General features: G+C 67.4%; 25 protein-coding genes and 1 pseudogene. 14 read left to right on the top strand and 12 right to left on the bottom strand.

Going from position 1 to position 23,991, the window contains the following annotated elements:
• Window positions 1–91: 91 nt before the first annotated feature.
• Window positions 92–706 (bottom strand): dihydrofolate reductase family protein, encoded by a 615-nt coding sequence (locus tag RBB84_RS17950; RefSeq protein ID WP_064256472.1) that lies wholly within the window; start codon window positions 704–706, stop codon window positions 92–94.
• A gap of 131 nt (window positions 707–837) precedes the next feature.
• Between RBB84_RS17950 and RBB84_RS17945 the strand changes: the two genes are divergently transcribed.
• Window positions 838–1,254: a VOC family protein gene (locus tag RBB84_RS17945; protein ID WP_350246361.1), complete on the top strand. Its 417-nt coding sequence runs from the start codon at window positions 838–840 to the stop codon at window positions 1,252–1,254.
• On the opposite strand, the gene RBB84_RS17940 is transcribed toward RBB84_RS17945, so the two are convergent.
• The 3 genes from RBB84_RS17940 to RBB84_RS17930 form a co-directional block, all read right to left on the bottom strand.
• A complete protein-coding gene (locus RBB84_RS17940; RefSeq protein WP_197481853.1) occupies window positions 1,236–2,606 on the bottom strand; it encodes an amino acid permease in 1,371 nt (456 codons plus the stop codon). The genes RBB84_RS17945 and RBB84_RS17940 overlap by 19 nt on opposite strands.
• A gap of 145 nt (window positions 2,607–2,751) precedes the next feature.
• The gene (locus RBB84_RS17935; RefSeq protein WP_033097445.1) at window positions 2,752–4,005 is read right to left on the bottom strand and encodes a Glu/Leu/Phe/Val dehydrogenase dimerization domain-containing protein; all 1,254 of its coding nucleotides are present in this window, start codon (window positions 4,003–4,005) and stop codon (window positions 2,752–2,754) included.
• Between the two features lie 141 nt (window positions 4,006–4,146).
• Window positions 4,147–4,656, bottom strand: coding sequence for a winged helix-turn-helix transcriptional regulator (locus tag RBB84_RS17930; protein WP_006554689.1), 510 nt, complete (start codon window positions 4,654–4,656; stop codon window positions 4,147–4,149).
• A 186-nt stretch (window positions 4,657–4,842) separates the two neighbouring features.
• Here RBB84_RS17930 and hppD point away from each other — a divergent pair, with 186 nt between their 5' ends.
• On the top strand, window positions 4,843–6,048 hold the full coding sequence (gene hppD, locus RBB84_RS17925) for a 4-hydroxyphenylpyruvate dioxygenase (RefSeq protein WP_039583747.1): 1,206 nt from the start codon (window positions 4,843–4,845) through the stop codon (window positions 6,046–6,048).
• Window positions 6,049–6,056: 8 nt separating this feature from the next.
• On the opposite strand, the gene RBB84_RS17920 is transcribed toward hppD, so the two are convergent.
• Complete coding sequence (locus tag RBB84_RS17920) at window positions 6,057–6,497, bottom strand: SRPBCC family protein (protein ID WP_064256473.1); 441 nt, start codon at window positions 6,495–6,497, stop codon at window positions 6,057–6,059.
• Window positions 6,498–6,647: 150 nt separating this feature from the next.
• On the opposite strand from RBB84_RS17920, the gene RBB84_RS17915 reads away from it, so the two are divergent.
• The 5 genes from RBB84_RS17915 to RBB84_RS17895 all read left to right on the top strand — a co-directional run bounded on the left by RBB84_RS17915 (window position 6,648) and on the right by RBB84_RS17895 (window position 11,511).
• Window positions 6,648–7,775 carry an NDMA-dependent alcohol dehydrogenase gene (locus RBB84_RS17915; RefSeq protein WP_006554686.1) on the top strand — a complete coding sequence of 376 codons (1,128 nt, stop codon included), beginning with the start codon at window positions 6,648–6,650 and terminating at the stop codon, window positions 7,773–7,775.
• Window positions 7,776–7,822: 47 nt separating this feature from the next.
• A complete protein-coding gene (locus tag RBB84_RS17910; protein ID WP_064256474.1) occupies window positions 7,823–8,449 on the top strand; it encodes a TetR/AcrR family transcriptional regulator in 627 nt (208 codons plus the stop codon).
• Between the two features lie 94 nt (window positions 8,450–8,543).
• Window positions 8,544–9,755 (top strand): acyl-CoA dehydrogenase family protein, encoded by a 1,212-nt coding sequence (locus RBB84_RS17905; protein WP_064256475.1) that lies wholly within the window; start codon window positions 8,544–8,546, stop codon window positions 9,753–9,755.
• Entirely contained in the window at window positions 9,752–10,780 is a 1,029-nt protein-coding gene (locus RBB84_RS17900; protein ID WP_064256476.1) for a phosphotransferase family protein, read from the top strand. Before RBB84_RS17905 ends, RBB84_RS17900 begins: the two co-directional genes overlap by 4 nt.
• Window positions 10,777–11,511, top strand: coding sequence for an SDR family oxidoreductase (locus RBB84_RS17895; protein ID WP_019288270.1), 735 nt, complete (start codon window positions 10,777–10,779; stop codon window positions 11,509–11,511). Before RBB84_RS17900 ends, RBB84_RS17895 begins: the two co-directional genes overlap by 4 nt.
• 4 nt (window positions 11,512–11,515) lie before the next feature.
• Here RBB84_RS17895 and RBB84_RS17890 read toward each other — a convergent pair whose 3' ends face one another.
• Window positions 11,516–12,895, bottom strand: a complete 1,380-nt coding sequence (locus RBB84_RS17890; RefSeq protein ID WP_064256477.1) for a cytochrome P450 — start codon at window positions 12,893–12,895, stop codon at window positions 11,516–11,518.
• Between the two features lie 95 nt (window positions 12,896–12,990).
• Between RBB84_RS17890 and RBB84_RS17885 the strand changes: the two genes are divergently transcribed.
• A complete protein-coding gene (locus RBB84_RS17885; protein WP_006554893.1) occupies window positions 12,991–13,611 on the top strand; it encodes a TetR/AcrR family transcriptional regulator in 621 nt (206 codons plus the stop codon).
• Between the two features lie 66 nt (window positions 13,612–13,677).
• On the opposite strand, the gene RBB84_RS17880 is transcribed toward RBB84_RS17885, so the two are convergent.
• Window positions 13,678–14,400 carry a hypothetical protein gene (locus tag RBB84_RS17880; protein ID WP_019288272.1) on the bottom strand — a complete coding sequence of 241 codons (723 nt, stop codon included), beginning with the start codon at window positions 14,398–14,400 and terminating at the stop codon, window positions 13,678–13,680.
• 108 nt (window positions 14,401–14,508) lie between these two features.
• Here RBB84_RS17880 and RBB84_RS17875 point away from each other — a divergent pair, with 108 nt between their 5' ends.
• From RBB84_RS17875 to RBB84_RS17860, 4 genes are read left to right on the top strand one after another with little or no spacing between them, the layout of a single operon-like run.
• A complete protein-coding gene (locus tag RBB84_RS17875; protein ID WP_064256478.1) occupies window positions 14,509–15,039 on the top strand; it encodes a methylated-DNA--[protein]-cysteine S-methyltransferase in 531 nt (176 codons plus the stop codon).
• The gene (locus RBB84_RS17870) at window positions 15,026–15,541 is read left to right on the top strand and encodes an RNA polymerase sigma factor (RefSeq protein WP_033097440.1); all 516 of its coding nucleotides are present in this window, start codon (window positions 15,026–15,028) and stop codon (window positions 15,539–15,541) included. The genes RBB84_RS17875 and RBB84_RS17870 overlap by 14 nt, the downstream gene beginning before the upstream one ends.
• Entirely contained in the window at window positions 15,529–16,125 is a 597-nt protein-coding gene (locus RBB84_RS17865; protein WP_006554657.1) for a methylated-DNA--[protein]-cysteine S-methyltransferase, read from the top strand. Before RBB84_RS17870 ends, RBB84_RS17865 begins: the two co-directional genes overlap by 13 nt.
• The gene (locus RBB84_RS17860) at window positions 16,122–17,018 is read left to right on the top strand and encodes an AlkA N-terminal domain-containing protein (RefSeq protein WP_006554658.1); all 897 of its coding nucleotides are present in this window, start codon (window positions 16,122–16,124) and stop codon (window positions 17,016–17,018) included. The genes RBB84_RS17865 and RBB84_RS17860 overlap by 4 nt, the downstream gene beginning before the upstream one ends.
• On the opposite strand, the pseudogene RBB84_RS17855 reads toward RBB84_RS17860, so the two are convergent.
• Both RBB84_RS17855 and RBB84_RS17850 read right to left on the bottom strand, forming a co-directional pair.
• Window positions 16,991–18,657: pseudogene (locus RBB84_RS17855) on the bottom strand (bifunctional 3'-5' exonuclease/DNA polymerase). The gene RBB84_RS17860 and the pseudogene RBB84_RS17855 sit on opposite strands and share 28 nt — an antisense overlap.
• 27 nt (window positions 18,658–18,684) lie before the next feature.
• Window positions 18,685–20,190: a DUF3533 domain-containing protein gene (locus RBB84_RS17850; protein ID WP_006554660.1), complete on the bottom strand. Its 1,506-nt coding sequence runs from the start codon at window positions 20,188–20,190 to the stop codon at window positions 18,685–18,687.
• 216 nt (window positions 20,191–20,406) lie between these two features.
• Between RBB84_RS17850 and RBB84_RS17845 the strand changes: the two genes are divergently transcribed.
• Window positions 20,407–20,811 carry a hypothetical protein gene (locus RBB84_RS17845; protein ID WP_024102291.1) on the top strand — a complete coding sequence of 135 codons (405 nt, stop codon included), beginning with the start codon at window positions 20,407–20,409 and terminating at the stop codon, window positions 20,809–20,811.
• 13 nt (window positions 20,812–20,824) lie between these two features.
• Here RBB84_RS17845 and RBB84_RS17840 read toward each other — a convergent pair whose 3' ends face one another.
• Genes RBB84_RS17840 through RBB84_RS17830 form a run of 3 tightly spaced genes read right to left on the bottom strand, consistent with a single transcriptional unit; the run spans window position 20,825 to window position 23,238 of the window.
• The gene (locus RBB84_RS17840; RefSeq protein WP_064256479.1) at window positions 20,825–21,499 is read right to left on the bottom strand and encodes a response regulator transcription factor; all 675 of its coding nucleotides are present in this window, start codon (window positions 21,497–21,499) and stop codon (window positions 20,825–20,827) included.
• Complete coding sequence (locus RBB84_RS17835) at window positions 21,487–22,578, bottom strand: histidine kinase (protein WP_064256480.1); 1,092 nt, start codon at window positions 22,576–22,578, stop codon at window positions 21,487–21,489. The genes RBB84_RS17840 and RBB84_RS17835 overlap by 13 nt, the downstream gene beginning before the upstream one ends.
• Before the next feature lie 9 nt (window positions 22,579–22,587).
• The gene (locus tag RBB84_RS17830) at window positions 22,588–23,238 is read right to left on the bottom strand and encodes a DedA family protein (RefSeq protein ID WP_064256481.1); all 651 of its coding nucleotides are present in this window, start codon (window positions 23,236–23,238) and stop codon (window positions 22,588–22,590) included.
• A gap of 157 nt (window positions 23,239–23,395) precedes the next feature.
• Between RBB84_RS17830 and RBB84_RS17825 the strand changes: the two genes are divergently transcribed.
• Window positions 23,396–23,923 (top strand): MarR family winged helix-turn-helix transcriptional regulator, encoded by a 528-nt coding sequence (locus RBB84_RS17825; protein WP_064256482.1) that lies wholly within the window; start codon window positions 23,396–23,398, stop codon window positions 23,921–23,923.
• The last annotated feature ends 68 nt before the right edge of the window (window positions 23,924–23,991 follow it).

The following is a 23,991-nucleotide window of genomic DNA, read 5'->3' as shown; positions in this document are numbered from 1 at the left end:
CGTTCCGGAACGAGGTCCGTAACGGTCTCGAACAGATGATGAGGCAGGCGAGCCAGAGCAGCTCTCGATACAGACCGGCTCGTACTTCGGGTCACTCGACTTCGGCGAGTCCGTACTCGGGTCGTCCGGCAGGCCGATACACGGTGATGACGACACCGGTCGAGGTGGTGCGCGATTCGACGAGATCGAACTTCGTGTCGCGACCCCCGATCGGGAACAGTCGCCGCCCCTGACCGAGGACGACCGGGAACGTGATGAGGCGGTACTCGTCGACGAGACCGTGTTCGAAGAGGGTGTGGACCAGACGGATGCTGCCGTGCACCTGCAGTTCCCGTCCCGGCTGCTTCTTCAGTTCCGCGACCGCGGTGGGCACGTCGCCCTCGAGGACCGTCGTGTTCTGCCACTCGGGGGCGGTGAGCGTCGTGGAGGCGACGTACTTCGGGAGGGTGTTGAGTGCACGGGCGACCGGATCGTCGGGATCGGTCGAGTTCGGCCACGACGCAGCGAAGACGTCGTAGGTGTTCCGGCCCAGCAGGAATGCGTCGACCTTCGAGAACACCTCGTCGATGAACTTGCCGGTGTCCTCGTCGAACAGCGGCACCACCCAACCGCCGCGGTCGAAGCCGTCACTGCGGTCCTCGTCGGGGCCACCCGGTCCCTGGGCCACACCGTCGGCCGATACGAAGGTCGTCACCGTGAGCTTCATCGTCGTCCCCTTTCGAAGGTTGTCGCCGAGTACAGACCCGGGAAGCGGGGAGAACTCATCGCTTGCATCCCTCCGGCACGGAAGGTATCTCTGGACGCAGCGTCGCGTGTCGATGACGGACTGCGTCAGGCATGGAGGCGCGGGACCACAAGGAGTTCTCCTTGAGTATTGCGTTCAACCACACCATCGTCGCGGCCGACGACAAGCAGCATTCGGCCTACTTCCTCACCACCCTGTTCGGGCTGCCCGATCCGGTGCCCGCCGGGCACTTCCTCGCTGTCGAACTCGCCAACGGCGTCACCCTCGATTTCGCCGAACCGCCACCGGATGTGGAGTATCCGCCGCAGCACTACGCATTCCTGGTGTCGGAGGAGGAGTTCGACGAGATCTACGCCCGGATCCTCGAGCAGAAGATCGAACACTGGGCCGATCCCCGGCAGTCGGCGCAAGGCATCAACAGAAACGACGGGGGTCGAGGAACCTACTTCCTCGACCCCGCCGGTCACTTCATGGAGATAATCACGCGTCCCTACGGTTGGCGCTCCTGAACCGTCTCGACCCGAGCCGTCCCGGCCGCAGCGCGTCGCCGTGCCAGCACCGTGCAGGTACCGGCGATCGCTGCGGTCAACGCGCCGGTCGCGAGCAGCTGCGTGCGGGCAGCGGTGTCGAACAGGGCGAGCACCGCGATGCCGGCCAGCAGACCGAGCGTCGCGTACGACAGGTACGGGAAGCCCCACATCTTCAGCGGCAGTGCATCCTCGGTGCCGTTGCGGCGTGCGCGACGACGGAGCACGAGGTGCGAGACCGCGACGAACGTCCACAGCACCAGGATCGTAGAGCCGACGGCGTTGAGCAGCAGCGGCAGCACCCGGTCGGGGTAGAGATAGTTCAGTCCGACCGTGACGAAGCCGAACGCTACCGAGGCGAGCACCGCATTGCGGGGAACGCCGTTGGACGACAGCCGCCCGAAGACGGGGTGCGCCGATCCGCGGTGCGACAGCGAGAAGATCATCCGGGAAGCGCTGAACAGCATCGCGTTGAGCGACGAGAGCAGCGCGACCACGACGATCACGGTCATCACCGCGGCGGCGCCCGGGACGGCCCCGGCCTGCAGCACGGCGACGAACGGACCGGTCGCGAGATCCTCGGAGGTCCACGGCAGGATCGTCACCATCACGAGCACCGACCCGATGTAGAACACGAGGATGCGCCACACCAGGGTGCGCACCGCGCGGCCCACGTTGCGACGGGGATCGGCGGTCTCCGCGGCGGCGATCGCGATGATCTCGGTGCCACCGAACGCGAAGACCACGATGAGCAGGCCGGCGGCGATACCGGCGATACCGGTGGGGGCGAACCCGCCGTGCGCCGTGAGGTTGGAGAAGCCGGTCGTCTCGAAGGTGGGCATCCACCCGGCGATCATCGCGATGCCGATCACCAGGAAGCCGACGATCGCGACGATCTTGATTGCGGCGAACCAGAATTCGACCTCACCGAAGCGGCGGACGCCGACCAGGTTCACGCTCGTCAGCACGACCATGTAGAACAGCGCGGACGCCCACTGGGGGATGCCGGGCAGCGCCACCGCGGTGATCGCGGCGGCGCCGGTGGCCTCCGCGGCGATCACGATGATGACCTGCACCCAGTACAACCATCCGATGGTCCGTCCCGCGACAGGGCCCAGCGCGTTCTCGGTGTGCTCGGAGAACGCACCGCTGGCGGGGTTGGCCGCGGCCATCTCGCCCATCATGCGCATCACGAACACGACGAGAACGGCCGCCACCAGGAACGAGATCAGGATCGCCGGGCCGGCGACGGCGATACCCGCCCCCGACCCGACGAACAGGCCGGCCCCGATGGCGCCACCGAGGCTCATCATGACGAGCTGGCGGGGCCGCATGGCACGATGCAGGCCGGCGGTGCTCTGGGCGCCGGTCGTCGTCCCGGCGGTGCTCTGGGCGCCGGTCGTCGTCCCGGCGGTGCCCTGGGCGCCGGTCGTCGTCCCGGCGGTGCCCTGGGCGCCGGTCGTCGCCGTGGCCAGGGTGTCAGTCATCGATGCGCTCCCCGGCCGGGACCAGCTGGTCCAGTGCGATCTCGAAGGCGGTCGCGGCGAGTCCGGTGAGCTCGGTCGACCGGTCGTGGCAGCGGCGCAGTGCCGTCTCGATGGTGGTGGACACATCGCCGAAGATGGCGGCGTCGGAGACCTCCACGTCGCCCTCCATGAGCTGGGCGAAGGCCCGGGCCATACCGCAGTTGGCGATGAAGTCGGGGATCACGGCGACGGACTTGTCGGCGTGCTCGTAGGTGGGGCCGTAGAAGATCTCGTCGTCGGCGAACGGAACGTTGGCGCCGGAAGCGATCGACTCGAGTCCCGCGGCGACCATGCGGTCGACCTGCTCGCGGGTGACGAGGCGGCTCGCGGCGCAGGGGAGGAAGATCTCGGCTCCGAGATCCCAGATGCGGGCGTTCACCTCGTCGAAGGGGATCATGCGGTCGCTGTGCAGGGCGTTACCGTCGCGCTCGAGCAGCAGGGTGCGGACCTCGTCGAAGGAGAGACCCTCGGGTGCGAGGATGCCGCCGTCGCGGTCGATGATGCCCACGATCGAGGCGCCGGCCTGAGCGAGATAGTAGGCAGCAGCGGCGCCGACGTTGCCCCAGCCCTGCACCACGACGCGTTTGCCGGCGAGGTCGGTGCCCCGATAGACGAGCTGGTGGTGACGGACCGACTCGGCGACGCCGTAACCGGTGATCAGATCGGCGACAGTGTATTTCGTGCTGGTGGCAGGGGTAAACCGCGCGTCCTCGACGACCTTCGCGACGCCGAGTCGCAGCTGGCCCACCCGCTGGATGCGCTGGCGCTCGTCCTTGCCGAAGTGTCCGTTGACGACACCTTCCTGCGGGTGCCACAAGCCGTTGGACTCGGTGAGGGGAACGACCTCGTTCATCTCGTCGACGTTGAGGTCGCCGCCGGTGCCGTAGTAGGCACGCAGCAGGGGAGTGACGGCCGCGAACCAGCGGCGCAGCACGCCTTCCTTGCGGGGGTCGGACGGATCGAAATCGATGCCGGACTTGGCACCGCCGATCGCAGGTCCGGAGACGGTGAACTTGATCTCCATGGTCTTCGCCAGCGACTCGACCTCGCGCCGGTCGAGGCCGCGGCGCATGCGGGTGCCGCCGCCGGCCGCGCCGCCCCGCAGCGAGTTGATGACGACCCAGCCCCGGGCGGTGGTCTCGGTGTCGTGCCACTCGAAGACGATCTCGGGGGCTTTTTCTTCGAATCGCGTCAGCAGGTTCTTCATGGCGAAAGACTGTGACGGCAGTAACAAATGCTGCGCAACTGTGCTTCATCGAACTGTGCAGCGTGCGGAGGGTCCGGATGCCCGAAGCGCTTTTTTCTGTGCAATCCGGCTAGTCGGAGACGGATTGTGGACGTGATCGGTTCAGCGGCGGTAGGCCGGTGCCTTCGCGGATCGTTCCGGCTCGAGGGTGCGGAGCAGCGGCATCGCCCGGTAGTGCACCACTTCCGACAGCACCATCACACTCGTGGACCGCGCGACGATCGAGGAGCGGTTCAGCTCGATGAGGGTCTGTTGGAGACCGAGGTGTGATTCGGCTCCGATGCGGCACAGGACGTCGCCCGCGCCGGTGGTGGCGAACGCCTCGAGGACACCGGGGATGCCTTCGAGGACCTCGGTGACGTCTTCGAGCGCGCCCTGCACGATCTCCATCGTCACGAACGCCTGCACTTCGAAACCTGCTGCGGCGAGGTTGATCCGGGGTTCGTAGCCGGCGATGACCCCGGTGTCCTCGAGGCGTCGCAGGCGGGCCGAGACGGTGGCGCGCGCGACCTTCAATCGACGGGACAGTTCGAGCGCGCCGATCTTCGGGTCGGCGTGCAGGGCCTCGAGGAGAGCGAAATCCAATTCGTCCAGCTGCACGGGCTCGCGCATCGCGGTTCCTTCCCATCGAGCGCCGAAAACTAGTCCGATTGTATAGGTGAACGCGCGGATTCCGGCAGATTCCAGTCAGTCGGACCAGTTGCGGAAGGCGACGTTGCGTCGCACCGACGGGTGGGTTTCTCCTGGTGACACACGACACAACGACTGTGCCGCAGTGAGCGGCAGGAGGTTGCAGCGATGACTCTGGAATACACCCTGACCGACAGCGAACGACTCGCTCAGCTCGACGCCGAGGAGCTCCGGCGCCTGGTCGGTCTCGTGGAGTACGACAGCGAACGGGATCCCTTCCCCGTCAGCGGCTGGGACGCCGTGGTGTGGGTGGTCGGAAACGCCACGCAGACGGCGCACTACTACCAGTCCGCCTACGGCATGGAACTCATCGCCTATTCCGGACCCACCACCGGCAACCGCGACCATCACGCCTACGTACTGCGCAGCGGCGCCGTGCGATTCGTGATCAAGGGTGCGGTGGATCCGGACAGCCCTCTGATCGAGCACCACCGTCTCCACGGTGACGGCGTCGTCGACATCGCGCTCCAGGTTCCGGACGTCGACAAGTGCATCGAGCACGCCCGCAAGCAGGGGGCGACCGTCCTCGAGGAACCCTACGAGATCAGCGACGAGAACGGCTCCGTCCGCATCGGCGCCATCGCGACCTACGGCGACACGCGGCACACGCTCGTCGACCGGTCGCGCTACAACGGCCCGTACCTGCCCGGCTACATCGAGCGCACCTCGACCTACCGCAAGCGTGAGGGTGCGCCCAAGCGCATCTTCCAGGCGCTCGACCACGTCGTCGGCAACGTCGAACTCGGGCGCATGGACGAGTGGGTCGACTTCTACAACCGCGTCATGGGTTTCACGAACATGGCGGAGTTCATCGGCGACGACATCGCCACCGACTACTCGGCGCTCATGAGCAAGGTGGTGTGCAACGGCAACCACCGCGTGAAGTTCCCGCTCAACGAGCCCGCCATCGCGAAGAAGCGTTCGCAGATCGACGAGTACCTCGACTTCTACCGCGGACCGGGTGCACAGCACCTCGCGCTGGCCACCAACGACATCCTCACGGCGGTCGACCAGTTGCGCGAGGAGGGTGTCGAGTTCCTCGCGACTCCCGATGCGTACTACGACGATCCGGAGCTGCGCGCCCGTATCGGTGAGGTCCGGGTGCCGATCGAGGAGCTGAAGAAGCGGGGCATCCTGGTCGACCGCGACGAGGACGGCTACCTGCTGCAGATCTTCACCAAGCCCGTCGGCGACCGCCCGACCGTGTTCTTCGAGCTGATCGAGCGCCACGGCTCGCTCGGCTTCGGCAAGGGCAACTTCAAGGCGCTGTTCGAGGCGATCGAGCGGGAGCAGGCCGCGCGCGGCAATTTCTGAGTCCGGTCCTAGACGAGCTGACCGAGCCGCGTGCGCAACGCGTGCTCGGTCTGCCGGATCGCCGTTCCCACAATCGGTTCGATGAGCATGCCGAGTGTGCGGCCGGCGATCCCGCCGGGCAGTCGGTAGCCGAAGTCGACGTCGAGCCGCGTCGCGTCGCCGAGGTCCGTGAAGGTCCATGACGACGCGGCGCGGAATCCGGCGATCGAGTCGAGGACGATCACGCGATTGCGTTCCCATTCGACGACTTCCACGCGCGAGCCGAGATCCTTGGGGCCGATCCGCATGGTCGAGTCGTAGATGGCACCAAGGCCGGAGACCTGCTCGCTCACGGGTTGGAAGCGGTCCACCCCGAACATCCAGTCGGGGACGTTCCGGTAGTCGTCGACGTAGGTGAACGCGAGGTCGATAGGGATGTCTGCGACGGCGCTGTGGCGGACGTGAATCATGGCTGGAGCCCTTCACGAGAAGTTGTCTGTTACCAAATGTAGCGGGTAACTGCCCGCTGTGGAAGAGGTCCGAACCCGTTGCTCTAACGTCCGATAAGTGTTTGAATGCCGTGACGAACGTCACACACACTTTCGGTTCAGGAGGCTCGGGTGAAGACGAAGGCAGCAGTCGTCAAGGGAATCAACCAGCCGTGGGAGATCGAGGAGATCGATCTCGGCGATCCCGTCGCAGGTGAGGTGCAGATCCGCCTCGCGGCCTCGGGTCTGTGCCATTCCGACGAGCATCTGCGCTCGGGGGCGACACCGCTTCCGTCCTTCCCGGTCCTCGGTGGTCACGAGGGCGCGGGCGTGGTCACCAAGGTGGGTCCGGGAGTGCGGGGTCTCGAGGAGGGCGACCACGTCGTCCTCGCGTTCATCCCCGCCTGCGGCCGCTGTCGGGCCTGCGCCAAGGGCATGCAGAACATCTGCGACGAGGGTGCCGGCCTGCTCACCGGTCAGGCGATCTCCGACAAGACCTACCGCGCGACGCTGAACGGCGACCCGGTGCTGCAGATGTGCCTGCTCGGCACGTTCGCGCCGTACGTCACGGTCAACGAGGCGTCGGTCATCAAGATCGAGAAGGACATCCCGCTCGAGAAGGCGGCCCTGCTCGGGTGCGGTGTCGCGACCGGCTGGGGTTCGGCCACCGAGATCGGCGGCACCAAGCTCGGCGACACCGTGGTCGTCATCGGTGTCGGCGGTGTCGGCATCAACTCCGTCCAGGGAGCGGCGCACGCCGGGGCGCGGTTCGTTGTCGCGATCGACCCGGTCGAGTTCAAGCGGCAGAAGGCCAAGGAGTTCGGCGCGACGCATGTCTTCGCGTCGATCGAGGAGGCCGCACCGGTGATCGGTGAGATCACGTGGGGTCAGATGGCCAACGTCACCGTCATCACCGTCGGCGAGATCACCGGCGACATCATCGGCCCCGCACTGGGTCTCACCGCCAAGGGTGGCCAGGTCGTGGTCGTCGGCATGGGTCACGCCACCGACTCGCAGGTGACGATGAGCCTGTTCGAGCTGACGCTGCTGCAGAAGCGTCTGCAGGGGGCCATCTTCGGTGGCACCGGCCCGCGCTCGCAGATCCCCAAGTTGCTCGAGCTGTACCGGAACGGGCAGCTCGACCTCGACAACCTCGTCACCAAGACCTACAAGCTCGAGGACATCAACGAGGGCTACGCCGACATGCACGCCGGCAAGAACCTCCGCGGTCTCGTCCTCTACGGCGAGGACGACTACTGATCCTGTGAGCGCCGACGTCGCCGGAGCCGTCCCTTACGGTGTTGAGCATGGACACGCGTGAGGATTCGGTTTCCGGCGACGTCGGCTCTTGGCGGGACTACGGCCCGACCGACCTGCCGAAGCCGCTCGCCGCTGCACTCGAGGCGTTCGCCGAACGCGGTTACGACGGCACGTCCATCCGCGAGGTCGCGTCGCGGTCCGGTCTGTCGGTGCCGGGTCTGTACCACCACTACCCCTCGAAGCAGGCGCTGCTCGTCTCGCTCACGACCACCGTGCTGCACGACCTGCTCGCCCGCAGCCGGCAGGCGATCGATGAAGCCGGACCAACCCCCTCCGAGAAGTTCGACGCCGTCGTCGAGTCGCTGCTGCGCTTCCATATGTTCCGCCGCGATCAGGCGTTCGTGGCGTCGACCGAGATGCGCAGCATGGAACCCGAGGCCCGCCGTGCATTCGTCGCCCTGCGCGACGAGCAGCAGTGCATGATCGACGAGATCGTCGAGGCCGGTGTCGCCGACGGCACCTTCTCCACGCCCTATCCGAAGGACGCCAGTCGCGCCGTGACGACGATGTGCGTCGCGGTGGCGAGCTGGTACCGGCCGGACGGTTCGCTGTCGCCGGACGAGATCGTGCACCGCTACCTGCAGGTCGCGCGGAACGCGGTCGGAGCGAGGTAGCCGAGCACCCCGTCCGGGCTTGACCCGATGGCGGGGGATATGCCACCGTGAACTCGACCGAGCGATCGATCGGTCGGTATGGAAGGAGCTCAGCATGGCGGTCGACCTGTCCTACTCGGATCACGTCCGGGACCTCATCGCGCGGACCGAACAGTTCATCCGCGACGAGGTGCTTCCCGTCGAGGACGCTCACGGTGGCGACATCGCCGCGGCCGGTGGCGACGCGATCCGGGCGGATCTGCAGAAGGCCGCCAAGGCTGTCGGCGTCTTCGCTCCGCATGCGCCCGTCGAATACGGCGGCCACGGCCTGGACATGTCCGACCGCGCCCCGGTCTTCGAGGCCGCGGGCTACTCGCTCTTCGGCCCCACCGCGCTCAACATCGCCGCCCCCGACGAGGGCAACGTGCACATGCTCGCGCACATCGCCAGCGACGAGCAGAAGCAGCAGTTCCTCGCGCCCCTCGCCGCCGGCGACGTGCGCTCGGCCTTCGCGATGACCGAGCCCGCCCCCGGTGCCGGCGCCGATCCCAACGCTCTGAACACGCGCGCCGAGAAGGTCTCCGGTGGCTGGAAGATCAACGGCCGCAAGCACTTCATCACCGGTGCCGACGGTGCCGGATTCTTCATCATCATGGCCCGCACCTCGGGTGAGCCCGGTCAGCGCGGCGGCGCCACGATGTTCCTCGCGCCCGCCGACACCGCGGGCCTGAAGGTCGGCCGCCACATCAACACTCTCGACCGCTCCATGATCGGTGGTCACTGCGAGGTCGACTTCGAGGACCTGTTCGTCCCCGACTCCGCCGTGCTCGGCGAGGTCGACCAGGGCTTCGCCTACGCGCAGGTGCGCCTCGGCCCCGCCCGCATGACGCACGTGATGCGCTGGCTCGGCGCCGCCCGCCGCGGTCACGACACCGCCGTCCGCTACGTCGCGGAGCGTGAAGGATTCGGCTCCCGCCTCGGCGATCTCGGCATGATCCAGAAGATGATCGCCGACAACGAGATCGACATCGCCGCGACCCGCGCACTGCTCGTGCAGGCGTGCTGGGAACTCGACCAGGGTTCGCACGCCTCGAACGCCACGTCGATCGCCAAGACCTTCGCCGCCGAGGCGATCTTCCGCATCGTCGACCGCTCCGCTCAGATGTGCGGCGGTCTCGGTGTCTCCGAGGACCTTCCGATCGCACGCCTCACCCGCGAGGTCCGGCCGTTCCGCGTGTACGACGGCCCGTCCGAGGTTCACCGCTGGGCCATCGCCAAGCGTGCCGTCGGCGCCGTCCGCAAGGCAGCCTGCGAGGCCGCGAAATGACCGCAGTGCACGAGGGACTCGACCTCGCCGTCCTCGAGCGCTTCCTCGCCGATTGCGGTGTGACCGTTCAGGGTGAACTCCGGGCGGAGCTCATCTCGGGCGGCAAGTCCAACCTCACCTACGGGCTGCGCGACGAGAAGTCCCACTGGGTCCTGCGTCGCCCTCCGACCACGGGTCTGACCCCGTCGGCGCACGACGTCGCCCGAGAGTTCCGCATCACGTCGGCGCTGAAGGGCACCGGTGTGCCGGTCGCGCCCACCGTCGTCCAGTGCGAGGATGACTCGGTGATGGGTGCGCCGTTCACCGTCGTCGAGTTCGTCGACGGACGTGTGGTGCGCAGCAAGGCCGACCTCGATGCGCTCGGTGACGACGAGATCGACCGCTGCGTCGGTGAACTCGTGCGCATCATCGCCGAGTTGCACAACGTCGACTTCGAGGCCGTCGGTCTCGGGGGACTGGGCCGGCCGGACGGCTACGTGACCCGGCAGGTGAAGCTGTGGGCGAGCCAGTGGGGGCGCGTGAGGACCCGCGAACTTCCGGACCTCGAACGGCTGCACGCCGCGCTCGCCGAGTCGATTCCGGAATCACCCGCTCCGTCGATCGTGCACGGCGACTACCGCATCGACAACACCATCCTGGACCCGACCGATCCGACATGCGTCGTCGCCGTGGTGGACTGGGAACTGTCCACCCTCGGCGACCCGCTCACCGATCTCGCCATGATGTGCGCGTACCGGCATCCGGCCCTTGACGACATCCTGGGATTCCCGGCGGCATGGTCGAGCGACCGCCTGCCGGCAGCGGACGATCTGGTGCAGCGCTACGCCACGGCGTCGGGTCGCGACATCGCCGACTGGAACTTCTACATGGGTCTGGCCTACCTCAAGCTCGCCGTGATCGCCGAGGGCATCAACCATCGGTGGCGTGCCGGGGCGACCGTCGGCGACGGTTTCGACTGTGCCGGTGAAGCCGTGCCGGACCTGGTGGCAGCAGGACTCGCAGCACTGAAGGGAGCCCACGCGTGACCAGCGCGCTCGTGACCGGAGCATCGAGGGGAATCGGCCTCGGTATCGCAACCCGTCTCGCCGAACGCGGCTATTCACTGACGATCAGCGCCCGCGGAGCGGAACGCCTCGAGAGCGTCGCCGAGCGTCTGCTGGAGGCGGGTGCCAAGGAGGTACGCGCCGTCGCAGCCGATCTCGCTGATCCGGAAGCCACCGCACGTGTCGTGGAGACGCACCGCGAAGCGTTCGGTTCCATGAAGGCTCTGATCCTCAATGCCGGTGTCGGCACGGCAGGTCCGATCGCCGAGTTCCCGGCCCGGCGGTTCGACAAGACGGTCGCCGTGAACCTCAACGCCCCGTTCGCGCTCATCCAGGCGTCGCTGCCGTTGCTGCGCACCGAGGCGGAGAACGATCCAGCCCGCGGATCGAAGATCGTTGCGCTCTCGTCGATCACAGGTGTCTACGCCGAGGCCGGTCTCGCCGCCTACGGTGCAACGAAGGCCGCGTTGATCTCGCTGGTGGAGACGCTCAACGCCGAGGAGTCCGGCAACGGCATCTCGGCATCGGCGCTCGCCCCCGCCTACGTCGACACCGACATGTCCGACTGGATCAAGGACAAGATCCCGGCCGAGTCCATGATCGAGGTGAACGACGTCGTCGAGATCGTCGACGCGCTGCTCGAGCTGTCGTCGCGGGCGGTGGTGCCCAAGCTCGTGCTCAGCCGCGCGGGCGCAGGTCTCTACACGGCCTGATTGTCTATATGGCCTGACGATCGGGGTCGGTCGACCGCAGTCGCAGGTCGACCGGCTGTCCGTCCGACGGGAACGGCAACGACGTGAAGTCGAGCGGGGCGACGTAGCCGGGGTCGACGTGCCACTCGAAGCGCAGCAGCAGTTGGTGGAAGATCGCTTTGACCTCGACCCCGGCGAAGTGCATGCCGAGGCATTTGTGCACGCCCCCACCGAACGGCTCCCACGCATAGCGGTGCACCTTGTCCTCGCGTCGATGCTCCGCGAAGCGTTCGGGATCGAAACGTTCGGGCTCCGGCCAGTATTCCGCCATGTGGTGCGTGAAGTGCGGTGCCACGGAGGCATACGTACCGGCCGGCACGAAATATCCCCGGACCTCGGTGTCGCGCACGGCCCGTCGCGCCAGGACCGGGACCGGGGAGACCAGCCGGAGGCATTCCTTCATCACCAGATCGAGGCTGCCGAGCGCGTCGAGATCGGCGTGACTCGGTGCGGCGGTGCCCAGCGCGAGCGACTCGGCCCGGCACCGGTCCTGCCACTGCGGGTGTTGCCCGAGATACTGCATCATCGTGGAGATCGTGATGGTCGACGTGTCGTGCGCGGCCATCAGCAGGAAGATCATGTGATCGACGATCTCGTCGTCGCTGAACCGTTGTCCCGCTTCGGATTCGATGTGGCACAACACGGAGAAGAGGTCGTCCGTCTCGCGCGAGCGTCGTGCCGGTAGATAGTGCCGGAAGAAGTCCTCGAGCACTCGGCGTCCGTCGAGTCCGCGTTTCCATCTGGTGCCGGGGACGGGATACCGCACGATCGAGGTCGCAGCCTGCACACAGTCGATGAATGCCTTCTTCACCACTTCGATCTCGGCCGGCGTGGAGTCCTCGGCGCCGCCCATGAAGATGTCGGTGGCAAGATCGAGCGTGAGTGTCTTCAGTGCCGTGTAGGCGCGGAATCCGTCGCGGGGAACCCACCTGTCGAGCTTCTGGGCGATCGACGGATTCATGGCATCGACGGTCTTCTCGAGGCGTGATCGGGTGAACGCCTGCTGCATGATGCGGCGGTGTCGGAGATGTTCCTCCGAGTCGAGGAGCATGAGGCCACCGTGGAAGAACGGCCCGATCAGTGCCGACCAGCCGTCGCCGTTGGCGAAGGCCCGGTCCTTGTTCTGCAGCACCTCCTGGCAGGCGTCGGGTCCGAGAACCGAGATCCAGCGTCGACCGGCCGCAGAGAAACAGGAGACCTCGCCGTATCGGTCCCAGTGCTTCTGCATCATCGCGAGTGGATCGCGGATGTATTCGAGGACGTGCCCGATACCGGGTATTCCCGATCGTCCCGGGACCGGGCGCAGATGGGAGTGGGCGGGGGGAGCCGCCAGGATCCGGGTCACGACGAACCTCCAGTTCTGCGGATATCTGACAGGAGACCCTGTCAGATTTGGGTGTAGTCTGCGTCACATCGGTCCGGTCTGTCAAGATCGGTCCCATGACTTCCCCCGCGCCCCGCCGCTATGCCGGTCTGAGCGGCGAACAGCGTGTCGCGCTGCGGCGCGAAGCCCTGCTCGAAGCAGGACTGGAACTGTTCGCGGCCTCGGGGAAGAGCGGCGCCACCATGACCGCCATGTGCGCCCACGCCAAGCTGACGGAGCGGTATTTCTACGAGAATTTCACCAGCAGGGACGATCTGCTGCAGCAGGTCCTCGACAAGATCGCCGACGAGGTGCGCGAGGCCGTACTCGCCGCGCTCCGCACCGGTACGGGCACACTCGAAGACCTCGTGCGGAACGCCATCGCGTCGTTCGTCGCGATCCTCACCGACGACCCGCGCAAGGGCCGGGTCTCACTCATCGAGTCCGCCGGCTTCGAACCCCTGCGCACCCACAGACGAGCGTCGCTACGGAGTTTCGCCCAGATGGTCGCCGACGAAGCGACCCGCATGTACGGCGACCGGGCGTGGCCGCCCGAACGGGGCGAGATCAACGGACTGCTGTTCGTCGGGGGTCTGGCCGAACTGGTCACCGCGTGGTTGAACGACGAGATCGCCATCTCGCCCGACGAGATCGTCGACGTGGCGACGCACCAGTTCCTCTCCACGGCCCATCAGTAGAGCCGTCCGGGGGCGGTCGATCATCACCAACCGCGGTGCGGTCGATCATCACCGACCGCGGTGCGGTCAATCATCACCGTTGGTTTCCTTCTCCACGCCGCGTCGGCGCAGGAAGTTGAACCCGGGCACGCCCACGATGGCCTGGCGGACGTCCTTGGCGACGAGGAGCAGTTCGTGGATCTCGGGGGAGACGGTGTCGAGTGTCGCCATGATGGGCAGGACCGCGTCGACCCGCTCGGTGATCTCGGGGAGCCGGTCGATGAGCTTGATCGCGGCGCGCAGTTCTTTTGGTGAGAACTCCTCGACGAACTGGGTGGCGAGGGGAGCGGCACGTTCGGCGAGGGGTTTGTAGGTCTCGAGCAGTTCCCCGGCGGCGTCGGAGCTGCGGCCGGCGGACTCGACGACGATCCGCGCGTCGGCCGCGACCACCGTCGCATCGCGCACGACCCCGCCCGTCGAGTCGATGATCTCCGTGGCGCGCGTGACCGCATCGGCGGCTTCCTCCACCACACCGATGGTCGAGGCGATCACCTGCGTGGCCTGCGCGACGGCCACCGACGCTCCCTCGACGATGTCGGTGGCGTCGGTGACCACGCTGTCGATGCGGCGGATCAGCGATTCGACCGAGTCGATGAGCGATTCGGCCTCGCTGAGCAGGCCTTCCACCCGCGTCGGGAGCGACAGTGCGAACTCGGCGGTCTCGCGGGTGCGTCCGAGCACGGTCCGGGTGACGTCGACGATGGAACCGGCGACCGAGACTCCGAGCGCGGGCACAGGCAGCGAGATCATGTCGTCATAGTGCAGTACGTCCGATCGTCGTGATCGCGGACCTCACATTTTCGGCGTCCCGTTCGTCTACCCGGTACAGAGCACACACCGGATGGAAGGATCGAGGCCGTGACCGCATTGCGCACCCACACCGTGATCGACACACCGATCGGCGAGTTGACGTTGGTGAACACCGACGGCGTCCTGAGCGGCGTGTACATGGCCGAGCATCACCCCGCGCCCGACCGCGCCGGTTTCGGCGAGCAGGTCACCGGGGGGTTCGACGAGGCGATCACCCAGTTCGATGAGTACTTCGCGGGTCGCCGTACCCGGTTCACCGTCCCCATCGCTCCCGTCGGCACCCCGTTCCAACGCGAGGTGTGGGAGGCGCTGATGACGATCGAGTACGGCACCACGCGCACCTACTCGGAGATTGCACTCGCCCTCGGCCGGCCCACTGCGGTACGGGCGGTCGCTGCGGCCAATGCCCGCAACCCGCTCTGCATCATCGTGCCGTGCCATCGCGTCATCGGTAGCAGCGGCAAGCTCACCGGTTACGCCGGTGGTCTCGAGCGCAAACGCTTCCTGCTCGAACAGGAGGCACGGGTGCTGAGTTCCGCCGAGCCCGATGTCGCCGGCGATACCCATGTCCCTGCCTGATCACCTACCGCGGGCGAGCCTGCCTCCTTTCGAGGAGGTGGTCACCCGCCACGGCGCGACGGTCCTCCGGGTCTGCCGCGCACTGCTCGGACCGGTCGACGCCGACGACGCCTGGTCCGAGACCTTCCTCGCGGCGTTGCGCGCCTATCCCGACCTGCCACCGGGCAGCAACATCGAAGCGTGGCTCGTGACCATCGCGCACCGCAAGGCCGTCGACATCCACCGGGTGCGCGGGCGGACGCCGGTGCCCACCGAGAACCTCCCCGAACCCGCGTCGGCCACGGGAAACCCCGGTGAGGGCGACGACGAACTGTGGAGCGCGGTCGCCGAACTTCCCTTCACGCAGCGTGCGGCGCTGGTCTACCACTATGTCGGAGGCCTGCCCTATGCGGAGATAGGCACGATCCTCGGCAACAGCCCGGCCGCGGCACGTCGCGCGGCGGCCGACGGTCGGGCTGCGTTGCGTCGTCGGATCGAACACGGAACAGGATGTCGCTCATGAACTTTCCACAACCCTCGGTCGGATCGGCCGATCTCGCGTGGTTGCGGGAGAAGCTCGTACTCGATGCCGAGGCGGCCGGGTTGCTCGATGTCGCGTTCCGCGTCGTCGACACCCCCGTCGGTCCGCTCCTGCTGGCCACCACCCCCGTCGGACTCGTGCGGGTCGCCTACGTCGCCGACGGATCCGACGCCGTGCTCGACGAACTCTCCCGCCGGATCAGCCCGCGCGTGCTCGACGCGCCGCGGCGACTCGACCCGGTGGTCCGGCAACTCGACGAGTACTTCGCCGGTACGAGGACACATTTCGACGTTCCGCTCGATCTGCGTCTCGCCGACGGATTCCGTCGTGAAGTGATCACGCGTCTGCCCGAGATCGAATACGGGCGCACGGCGAGCTATGCCGAGATCGCCGCCGCGGCCGGGAGCCCGCGCGCGGTGCGGGCGGTCGGTACGGCGTGCGCGAAGAACCCGCTGCCCGTGGTGGTGCCGTGCCATCGGGTGGTGCGCAGCGACGGCAGCATGGGGCAGTACGTCGGGGGAGTCGAGGCGAAGAGGGCGCTGCTGCAACTCGAGTCGGTGGCATGATCACCACCCTCCGGATCCCGGTGGCCGAACCCGTTGCGGTGGGGCCGATGCTCGCGTCGCTGCGAAGCCACACCGTCCCCGGCTGTGAACACCACAACAGCGCTACCGGCACCCATCACCGCGCGATCCGCACGAACGGCGGCGCCGCGCACGTCGCCGTCCGCTTCGCCGACCCTGCGACACCCGACGACGGGAGACACGGGGATGTGCGACATCTCGAGGTTCATGTCGAGACCGCAGGTCGCGCGGATGTCGAGGAGATCGAAGAGAGGGTCCGGAAGTGGCTCGATCTCGGCGTCGACCCGTCCGTCGTGGATGCGGCATTCGAGCCCGATCCCGTGCTCGGGCCTCTCGTGCAGACCCACCCCGGTCTGCGCGTGCTCGGCACCACCGACTGGTTCGCCACCGCCGTGTCGACAGTGCTCGGACAGCAGGTGAGTGTCGCTGCGGCATGCACATTCGCAGGACGACTCGTCGCAGCCTTCGGCGACGGTGCACCCGGTGGGTTGCGATGCTTCCCTACGCCGCACCGACTCGCGACGGTCGAGCAGAGCGAGCTGCGTGCCGTCATCGGCACGACGCAGTCGCGCGCCCGCACCGTCGCCGAACTGGCCCGGGCCGCAGCCGACGGGGTGGCGCCGGAGCATCTGTCGTTCGCGGCAGACCTTCTCGCGCTTCCCGGGATCGGACCGTGGACCGTCGACTATCTCGCTCTACGACTCGGCGACCGCGACGCGTATCCGTCCGGCGACCTCGTTCTCCGACGAGCCCTGCAGGTGGAGAGTGCGCGCGAAGCCGCCGAGCGCGCCGAACAATGGCGGCCGTGGCGGGCCTACGCCGTCATGCATCTGTGGACACACGCCACCTACTCGCCGCCCGCATCCTCGGCGTAGACGCTGCGCACGGCGGTGTCCATCGGGAAACGAACCTGCGTGTCGCCGAACATCAGGCGCGTCGCCACCTCGACCGACGCCGTGATGTGCGACGACGCGAGTTCCGGGTTGCCGGTGTGCACCACCACCTCGTCGTGCTGGAAGAACACGAGATCGCCGGCCGTCGGGTCGGGATCGGTGGTCAGCCGCCGTCGCAGTTCCGCAAGCACGCACAGCGCCCACTCGGCCGCGGTGGCCTGCACGACGAAGTTCCGCGTGAACCGGCCCCGCGCATGCGCATCACCGTGGGAGTGGAAGCCTTCCGGAGCGGGTGGGCACGCACGGCCCAGCCACGAATGCACCACCTCGCCACGTTCACCCGCACGGGCGGCACGTTCGACGAAGTCGACGGCGGTCGGGAAGCTGCGACGCAGCACCGTCAGCAGGGCACGCGCGTCGCCCGACGTGGCGCCGTACAGTACGCCGAGCACCGCGACCTTCGCCTTCGCGCGGTCGCCGCCGAAGGACGCCGCGGCGACCGGGGCGTACAGATCGTCCGAACCGGCCGCCGCGACCATGCGCCGATCGCCCGACATCGCCGCCAGGATGCGCGGTTCGAGCTGGCCCGCGTCGGCGACGACGAACGACCGCCCCGGGTCGGCGATCACGCTCGACCGCAGCGCCTTGGGGATCTGCAGAGCGCCACCGCCGCGACTCGCCCACCGGCCCGATACGACCGCGCCGGGAACATAGACCGGACGGAACCGGTCGTCGCGGACCCAGGTGTCGAGCCAGTGCCAGCCGTTCGTGCTGTACAACTTCGACAGCTCGCGGTGCCGCAGCAACAGCGGCACCGCGGGATGGTCGATCCGCTGCAGCACATGCTTGCGGGTCGACTCGACGGTGATGCCCTCGCGACGGAACGCCTCGAGCACCTCGCTGTGGGAGGCGGGATTCACGGGGCGGCCGAAGACCGCGCTGACCTCCTCGACCACTTCGGCGATACGGCTCGGCAGGTCGTAGCCGGTCGGGCGCGGCCCGAGGGTGTCCTCGAGGAGGCGACGATGCGCTTGCGCCGAGAACGGCAACCCGTCGAAACCCATCTCGGCCGCTGCGAGAGCGCCGGCCGATTCGGCGGCGGTGAGCAACTCGAGGCGGGCGTCGCCGGAGATGCGGCGACGTTGCTCGGCGAACTGCTCGACCACCGCCTCGACGTCGATCGCGGGAGCCGCATCGAAGAGGCCGGGCCGCTCGTCGACCGGCTCCTCCGCAGTGGGCGGGGGCCCTCGCGTACGGCAAGGATGGCGCCGGTGGTGGCGAGATCGTGGCATCGCTGCACCCGAACATCGGCGCGGAGCAGTTCGGGATAGACCGATGCCGTCGAGGTCCACACCCAGCGCGGTCGCGATTCGGCTTCGATCGCAGCGACTGCATCCGCGAATCCGGGGTACTCCCGCACCGAGCTGAGCGGCGCACCGAATGCGTCGACCTCGACGATGCTTGCACCGCGACGGCCCCGGCCGTCCGCAGGATGAGGAACGACGACCGTGCGCACCCATACAGTGTGCTCCATCACGGCGACAGACCCCGACGCGCGGTGACCCCCCGATTCACCCTCGAATTCACCCGTATCGAGAGCGATCCCCGCGAGAACCGCCACTACCGTGGTAGTGGAGGGACTCCGCCGCTACCCCCGACGCGCGGCGGGGTCCCCCATTTCGTTGGTGGGCCCGTCGCTTTCGCCCGCATGCTCGGAGCTGCCGGAGGATTCGCCCGTATCGTCACGATCGTCCTCACCGGCGTCCACGCTGTCGTTCGAACGAACCGTGTCGGTCGCGACCGCAGAATCCCGAACCTGCTGTCGCGACGGCCGCCAGGGCAGACGCACGGGTGCGTCCGCGGCCCGGTGGAAACCGACGCGGTCGTAGATCCACGTCACCAGGGCGCCGACGACGAGACCGAACACGACGCCGACGATCGTCATCGTCACGCCGTGGCCGAGCCCGGCGTCGGGTCGTCCGTCGAAGTAGAGGATGGACCGCACCGCGAGATAGATCTGGTGCATCGGCTCGAAGGTCGACAACCATTCGAACATCCGCGGGGTGGCCTCGATCGGAATGGTGCCACCGGACGACGGCAGGCCGAGCACGATGAACACGATCAGGTTCACCAGCAGGCCCGCCGCGCCGAAGATCGACATCACCGCGAGGGACGTGATGCCCACGGCCGAGATCGCGAGCGCCCCGTACTCCCACAGCAGCAGCGCGCGCGGCGCCGGCATACCGAGTGCGGTGGCGATCCACACATACAACGCCGAGACGATCAACGACATGACCACCGTGATGCCCCACTTGAGTGCCAGCACCTGCAGGCGCGACATCCGGGTGGTCTCCCGCGCGATGTAGAGGGGGCCGTATTCGGTGGGCACGAAACCGAGGGCGCTGTCGACGACCGCGTTGATGATCGTGGCGCCGGTGAAGCCGGCCAGGATCAGCAGCAGGGTGTAGAAGAAGGCGGACAGGCCGGCGCCCGTCCCGTCGGGCAGCGGCTTGTGCTCGACGGTGAGTGCATCGATCGGCTGGGTCAGGACGAGGCTGGAAGCTCCGGACAATTGCAGGTCGGGTGCCGACTCTGCGAGCGTCGCGGTGACGGTCTCGGTCAGCTGCTGCCCGACCGTGTCGTTCACCTGGGTCAGCGCGCGGTCGCCGATCGTCGTGACGATGCCCGTCGCGAACGCGCCCGTCCGGGGATTCGTGTAGAGGGTGATGATCGGCTTCTCGATGTCACCGGGAACGACCGAGGCCTGCGCGAGGATCGAGATGCGTTTGGTGAAGTCGCTCGGGATGACGATCGCGCCGTACAGGCTGCCGTCGTCGAGGCCCTGGTTGGCGGCCGAGATTCCCATCCGTCGGAGGTCGATCTCCTCGGGATCGATGCCGTCGAGGATGCCCTCGGTGATCTGGTCGCCGAAGTTCTGTCGCTCGTCCGATCCGGGCAGCACATCGCCGACGTCCTGATTGACGATGGCCATCGGGAACTGTCTCAGGTTCTCGCTCGGATCGAGGAGTGCGCCGAGATAGAAGTAGGCCAGGGCACTCATCATCGCTGCGACGACAGCGAAGGGCGCGAGCCAGAAGCGCGGGCTGCGAAGGGTGCCGTGGTGCGGATCGGTGGTCGACTGGGTTGAACTCACCTATCAATTGTGCACACAGATGTGTGCTCTTGGAGGGCTCGAGTGCTCGAATGCACGCGAGGTCGGGTTGCGTGATCTGTCACTCGAAGGAGACCTCCCCGCCCGAATTGCCGGAAAGCGTCGGAGATCGACAATTTCGGTTTGTCGTATCGGACCCCGCGGTCCGTGTTTCGATGTGGTCGACGGACGGATCCGACAGAATGGGTGGAGGGAACGATGGCGAACGGATTTCGGCGGGTACTGCGAGCGGGAGCGGTCGCCGCAGTGACAGGAGGGATCGTCCTCGGCGGCGCCGGCATCGCGGCGGCGCAGGACGAGTGGCCGGTCCAGCAACCCAACAGCCCGATCTACGTGTACGACGTGGACCCCGCCAACTGGCTCACGCCGGACGAGCTTGCCTACTGGAATCCGCTGGTGAACGAGCCGCGGCTGACCTCGCCCTTCGGCACGAACACCCGCATCGTGTGTCAGGGCTTCCACGGCGTGACGACCGATTGCTGGCAGGCCGACCTCGAAGGCCGTCCACATAAGCTTCAGCGTCTGCCCGCGAACCTTCCGAATGTGACGGGGTCGAGCGCACCCGGCGGAGGCGTCGGGCACTTCGTGTATCCGCTCTTCTGATCCGCACGGGGCGTCAGCGGTCGTCCCGTGAGCTCGGGGTGCCTGTGCTCTCGAGATAGAGGAGAACCGCCCGTACCCGCCGACTACGGTCGGCCTCGCGCGGCAGGTCGAGCTTCACGAAGATCGAATTGACGTGCTTCTCGACGGCGCTGACCGACATGGTCAGACGATCGGCGATGCCGGTGTTCGTCAGCCCCTGGGCGAGGGCCTCGAGCACCTCGCGTTCGCGTTCGGTGAGGGTGGCGACAGGGTCGGTGCGGCGGGTGTTCGCGAACAGTTGCCGCACCACCTCGGGATCGAAGGCCGTCCCGCCCGCGGCCACACGTTCCAGGTCGGTGAGGAATGCCCCCACGTCCGACACGCGATCCTTGAGCAGATAGCCCACGCCACCCCAGCCGTTCGTGAGCAGGCCGGTCGCGTTCCGGTGCTCGACGTACTGCGACAGCACGAGCACAGCGACCTGCGGGTGTTCCTCCTTGATGCGCCGCGCCGCGTCGATGCCCTCCGTCGAGTAGGTCGGGGGCATACGCACGTCGAGCAGCACGAGGTCGGGCACGTCGCGCTCGATGACGTGGTGCAACTCGACGGCATTTCCCACGCCGGCGATCACCTCATGGCCTTCGTCCGCGAACAACCGCGACAAACCCTCGCGGAGAAGGGTCGAGTCCTCGGCAATCACGATGCGCACGGGATCCTCGCTTCCACGACGGTCGGCCCTCCGCGGGGGCTGTGTACGGAGAACTGCCCGTCCAGCGCGGCGACACGGCGCGCGAGACCTGTCAGCCCGGAGCCCGTCATCTCGGCCCCGCCACATCCGTCGTCGACGACCGTGACCGTGACGACGTGACCGTCCGCCGCGACGGTCACCGACACGTTGTCGGCGCCGGAGTGCTTCGTCGAGTTCGTGACCCCTTCCGCGGCAACGTAGTACGCGGCTGCCGCGACATCGTGTGGTGGTTCCGGGTCGATCGACAGATCCAGGTCGACGGGGAGGAAGGTGTGCGCGGACAACCCTTCCAGTGCCGCGGCGAGTCCGTGTTCGTCGAGCGCGGCCGGGTATATCCGCCATGCCACGTCGCGCAGTTCGGTGAGCAACGCCTGCGCCTGGGCGACGGCGTTGTCGAGGTCGGCGATGAGGTTCCCGCCGCCGCGTTCGGCGGTGCGACGCGCGCGACCGACGTCGAGTGCGAGCGCGACGGCCCGCTGCTGGACGTCGTCGTGCAGGGCGCGTTCGATCCGCCGGCGTTCGTCGTCGATGGCGGTGACGACGTCGGCGCGGGTGCGCTGCAGGTCGCGGAGGCGATGCTGCGTGGCATCGTCGCCGAGCAACCGCAGGGCTGTGCGGACGTCCCACTGGCCCACGATCATCGCCATCCGGACGGAGAGATAGATCATCACGGCGGCGACGAGGAGCGAGACGAGACCGTCGGCGACGGAGATGCGACCGCCTGCCAGCAGGACGATCGCCCAGCCCCCGTAGCCGGTCGCGGAGATCAGGACGAGCAGGACGACGAGGCCGACGAGCGGACCGTAGGCCAGGCGGACGAGGAAATATCCGGTCGGCTCGCGATCCGGAAGATCCCGGACCGCCTCGGCGTCGAACCATCGCACGAGACGAATACGGTCGCGTTCGGCCGCGCGACCCGGTCCGTCGGTGGTACGGCGAGCCGATGCCGCCGCACCCGTCACCGCGGTGACGATCCCGAGCAGAAGCCCGACGACGGCGCGGACCGAGGTCCCGAGTGAGCGCCGAAGGTGATCGACCACGGACCGACCCTAACGGGCGCGAATCGATCGGACACGGCGGACGACGAACACCGCCACTGCTGCGACCACCGCGACGATCACGAGTTTCTGCAGCACATCGGCATACGGTTCGACGACTCCCCAGTTCTCACCGAGGAGGTATCCGGCGAGTACGAAGATCGAGTTCCACAGGGCGCTACCGAGGGCGGTCAGGACGACGAACCGACCGACGGGCATGGCCTCCACCCCGGCGGGAACCGAGATCACGCTCCGCACGAGCGGCACCATCCGGCCGAGGAGCACCGACTTCTCGCCGTGCCGGGCGAACCACTCTTCGCCGCGCCGCAGATCGGGGGTGTTCACCAGGGGGAGTCGCTCGACCACGGCATACATTCGCTGACGGCCGAAGGCGCGCCCGGCGAGGTAGAGCAGCAGTGCGCCGACGAGGGATCCGAGGGTGGTCCACACGACGGCCGAGACGAGGGAGATCTCCCCGCGGGAGGCCGCGAAGCCGGCGAGGGGAAGGATCACCTCGCTCGGGATCGGCGGGAAGAGGTTCTCCGCGGCGACCGCGAGACCGGCACCGGGTGCTCCGAGCATCTCCATCAGCTGCAACGAGAGGCCTGCGAGGCCGTCGAGTTCATCGGTAGGTGACTGCGGGAGGGTCTGTGCGAAGTTCATGCCCGGAACGCTAGGAGCAACGAACGCGCAGGTCGCTGCGGTTTTCCGCCGACTTCACGGCATTCGGGGTGCGGTTTTCCGCAGTCCCGCCGATCTCCGGGTGATCCACCGGATAGTAAATGGATGAATTATCCCGGATCTGCGGTACTGTGACCGCATGTCCGGACCCCGCGACCTCGACTACTGGTCCTTCGTCGAACTCGCGCAGGAGCGTCTGAACAGCAAGTTCGGCGAACATCACCGCAGCGCGACCGAAGTCCTGCTCACGCTCAACCGGGCCTCGGACATCGTCACCTACGACCTCGAAGCTGCGGTTCACCGTCCCCGCGGCAGGTCGTGGTCGGCCTATCGGCTCATGTTCGTCATCTGGCTTGCCGGCCCGATCGAGCCGAACGTCGCCGCGCGACTCACCGGCATGAGTCGCGCCGCCGTCTCGAACCTTGCGAAACCGCTGGTCGAAGCGGGGATCCTGGAGAAGACGCCGGTCAGTCACGACGCGCGTTCGGTGCAGTTGTCACTCACCGAAGCGGGGGAGAAGGAGATCCGCGACAGTTTCCGCGCGCAGAACGAGCGTGAGGCGGCCTGGGTGGAGGTGCTCACCCCCACCGAGCAGCAGATTCTCGTGATGCTCCTGAACAAGCTGATCACCAACCGCAGCCAGTTCGACGTGCGCGGACGCAACTGACACAGCCTCGTGACCTCTCTGTGGTTGCGCTCACGCCCTCCGGTTAGTTAACGTATTTACTAATTCCA

This window comes from Rhodococcus sp. D-6, from assembly GCF_040256695.1.
In the GTDB taxonomy this organism is placed as follows: domain Bacteria; phylum Actinomycetota; class Actinomycetes; order Mycobacteriales; family Mycobacteriaceae; genus Rhodococcus; species Rhodococcus pyridinivorans.
Note: the sequence above shows the minus strand (reverse complement) of the source record. Positions and strands in the feature narration are given on the sequence as shown.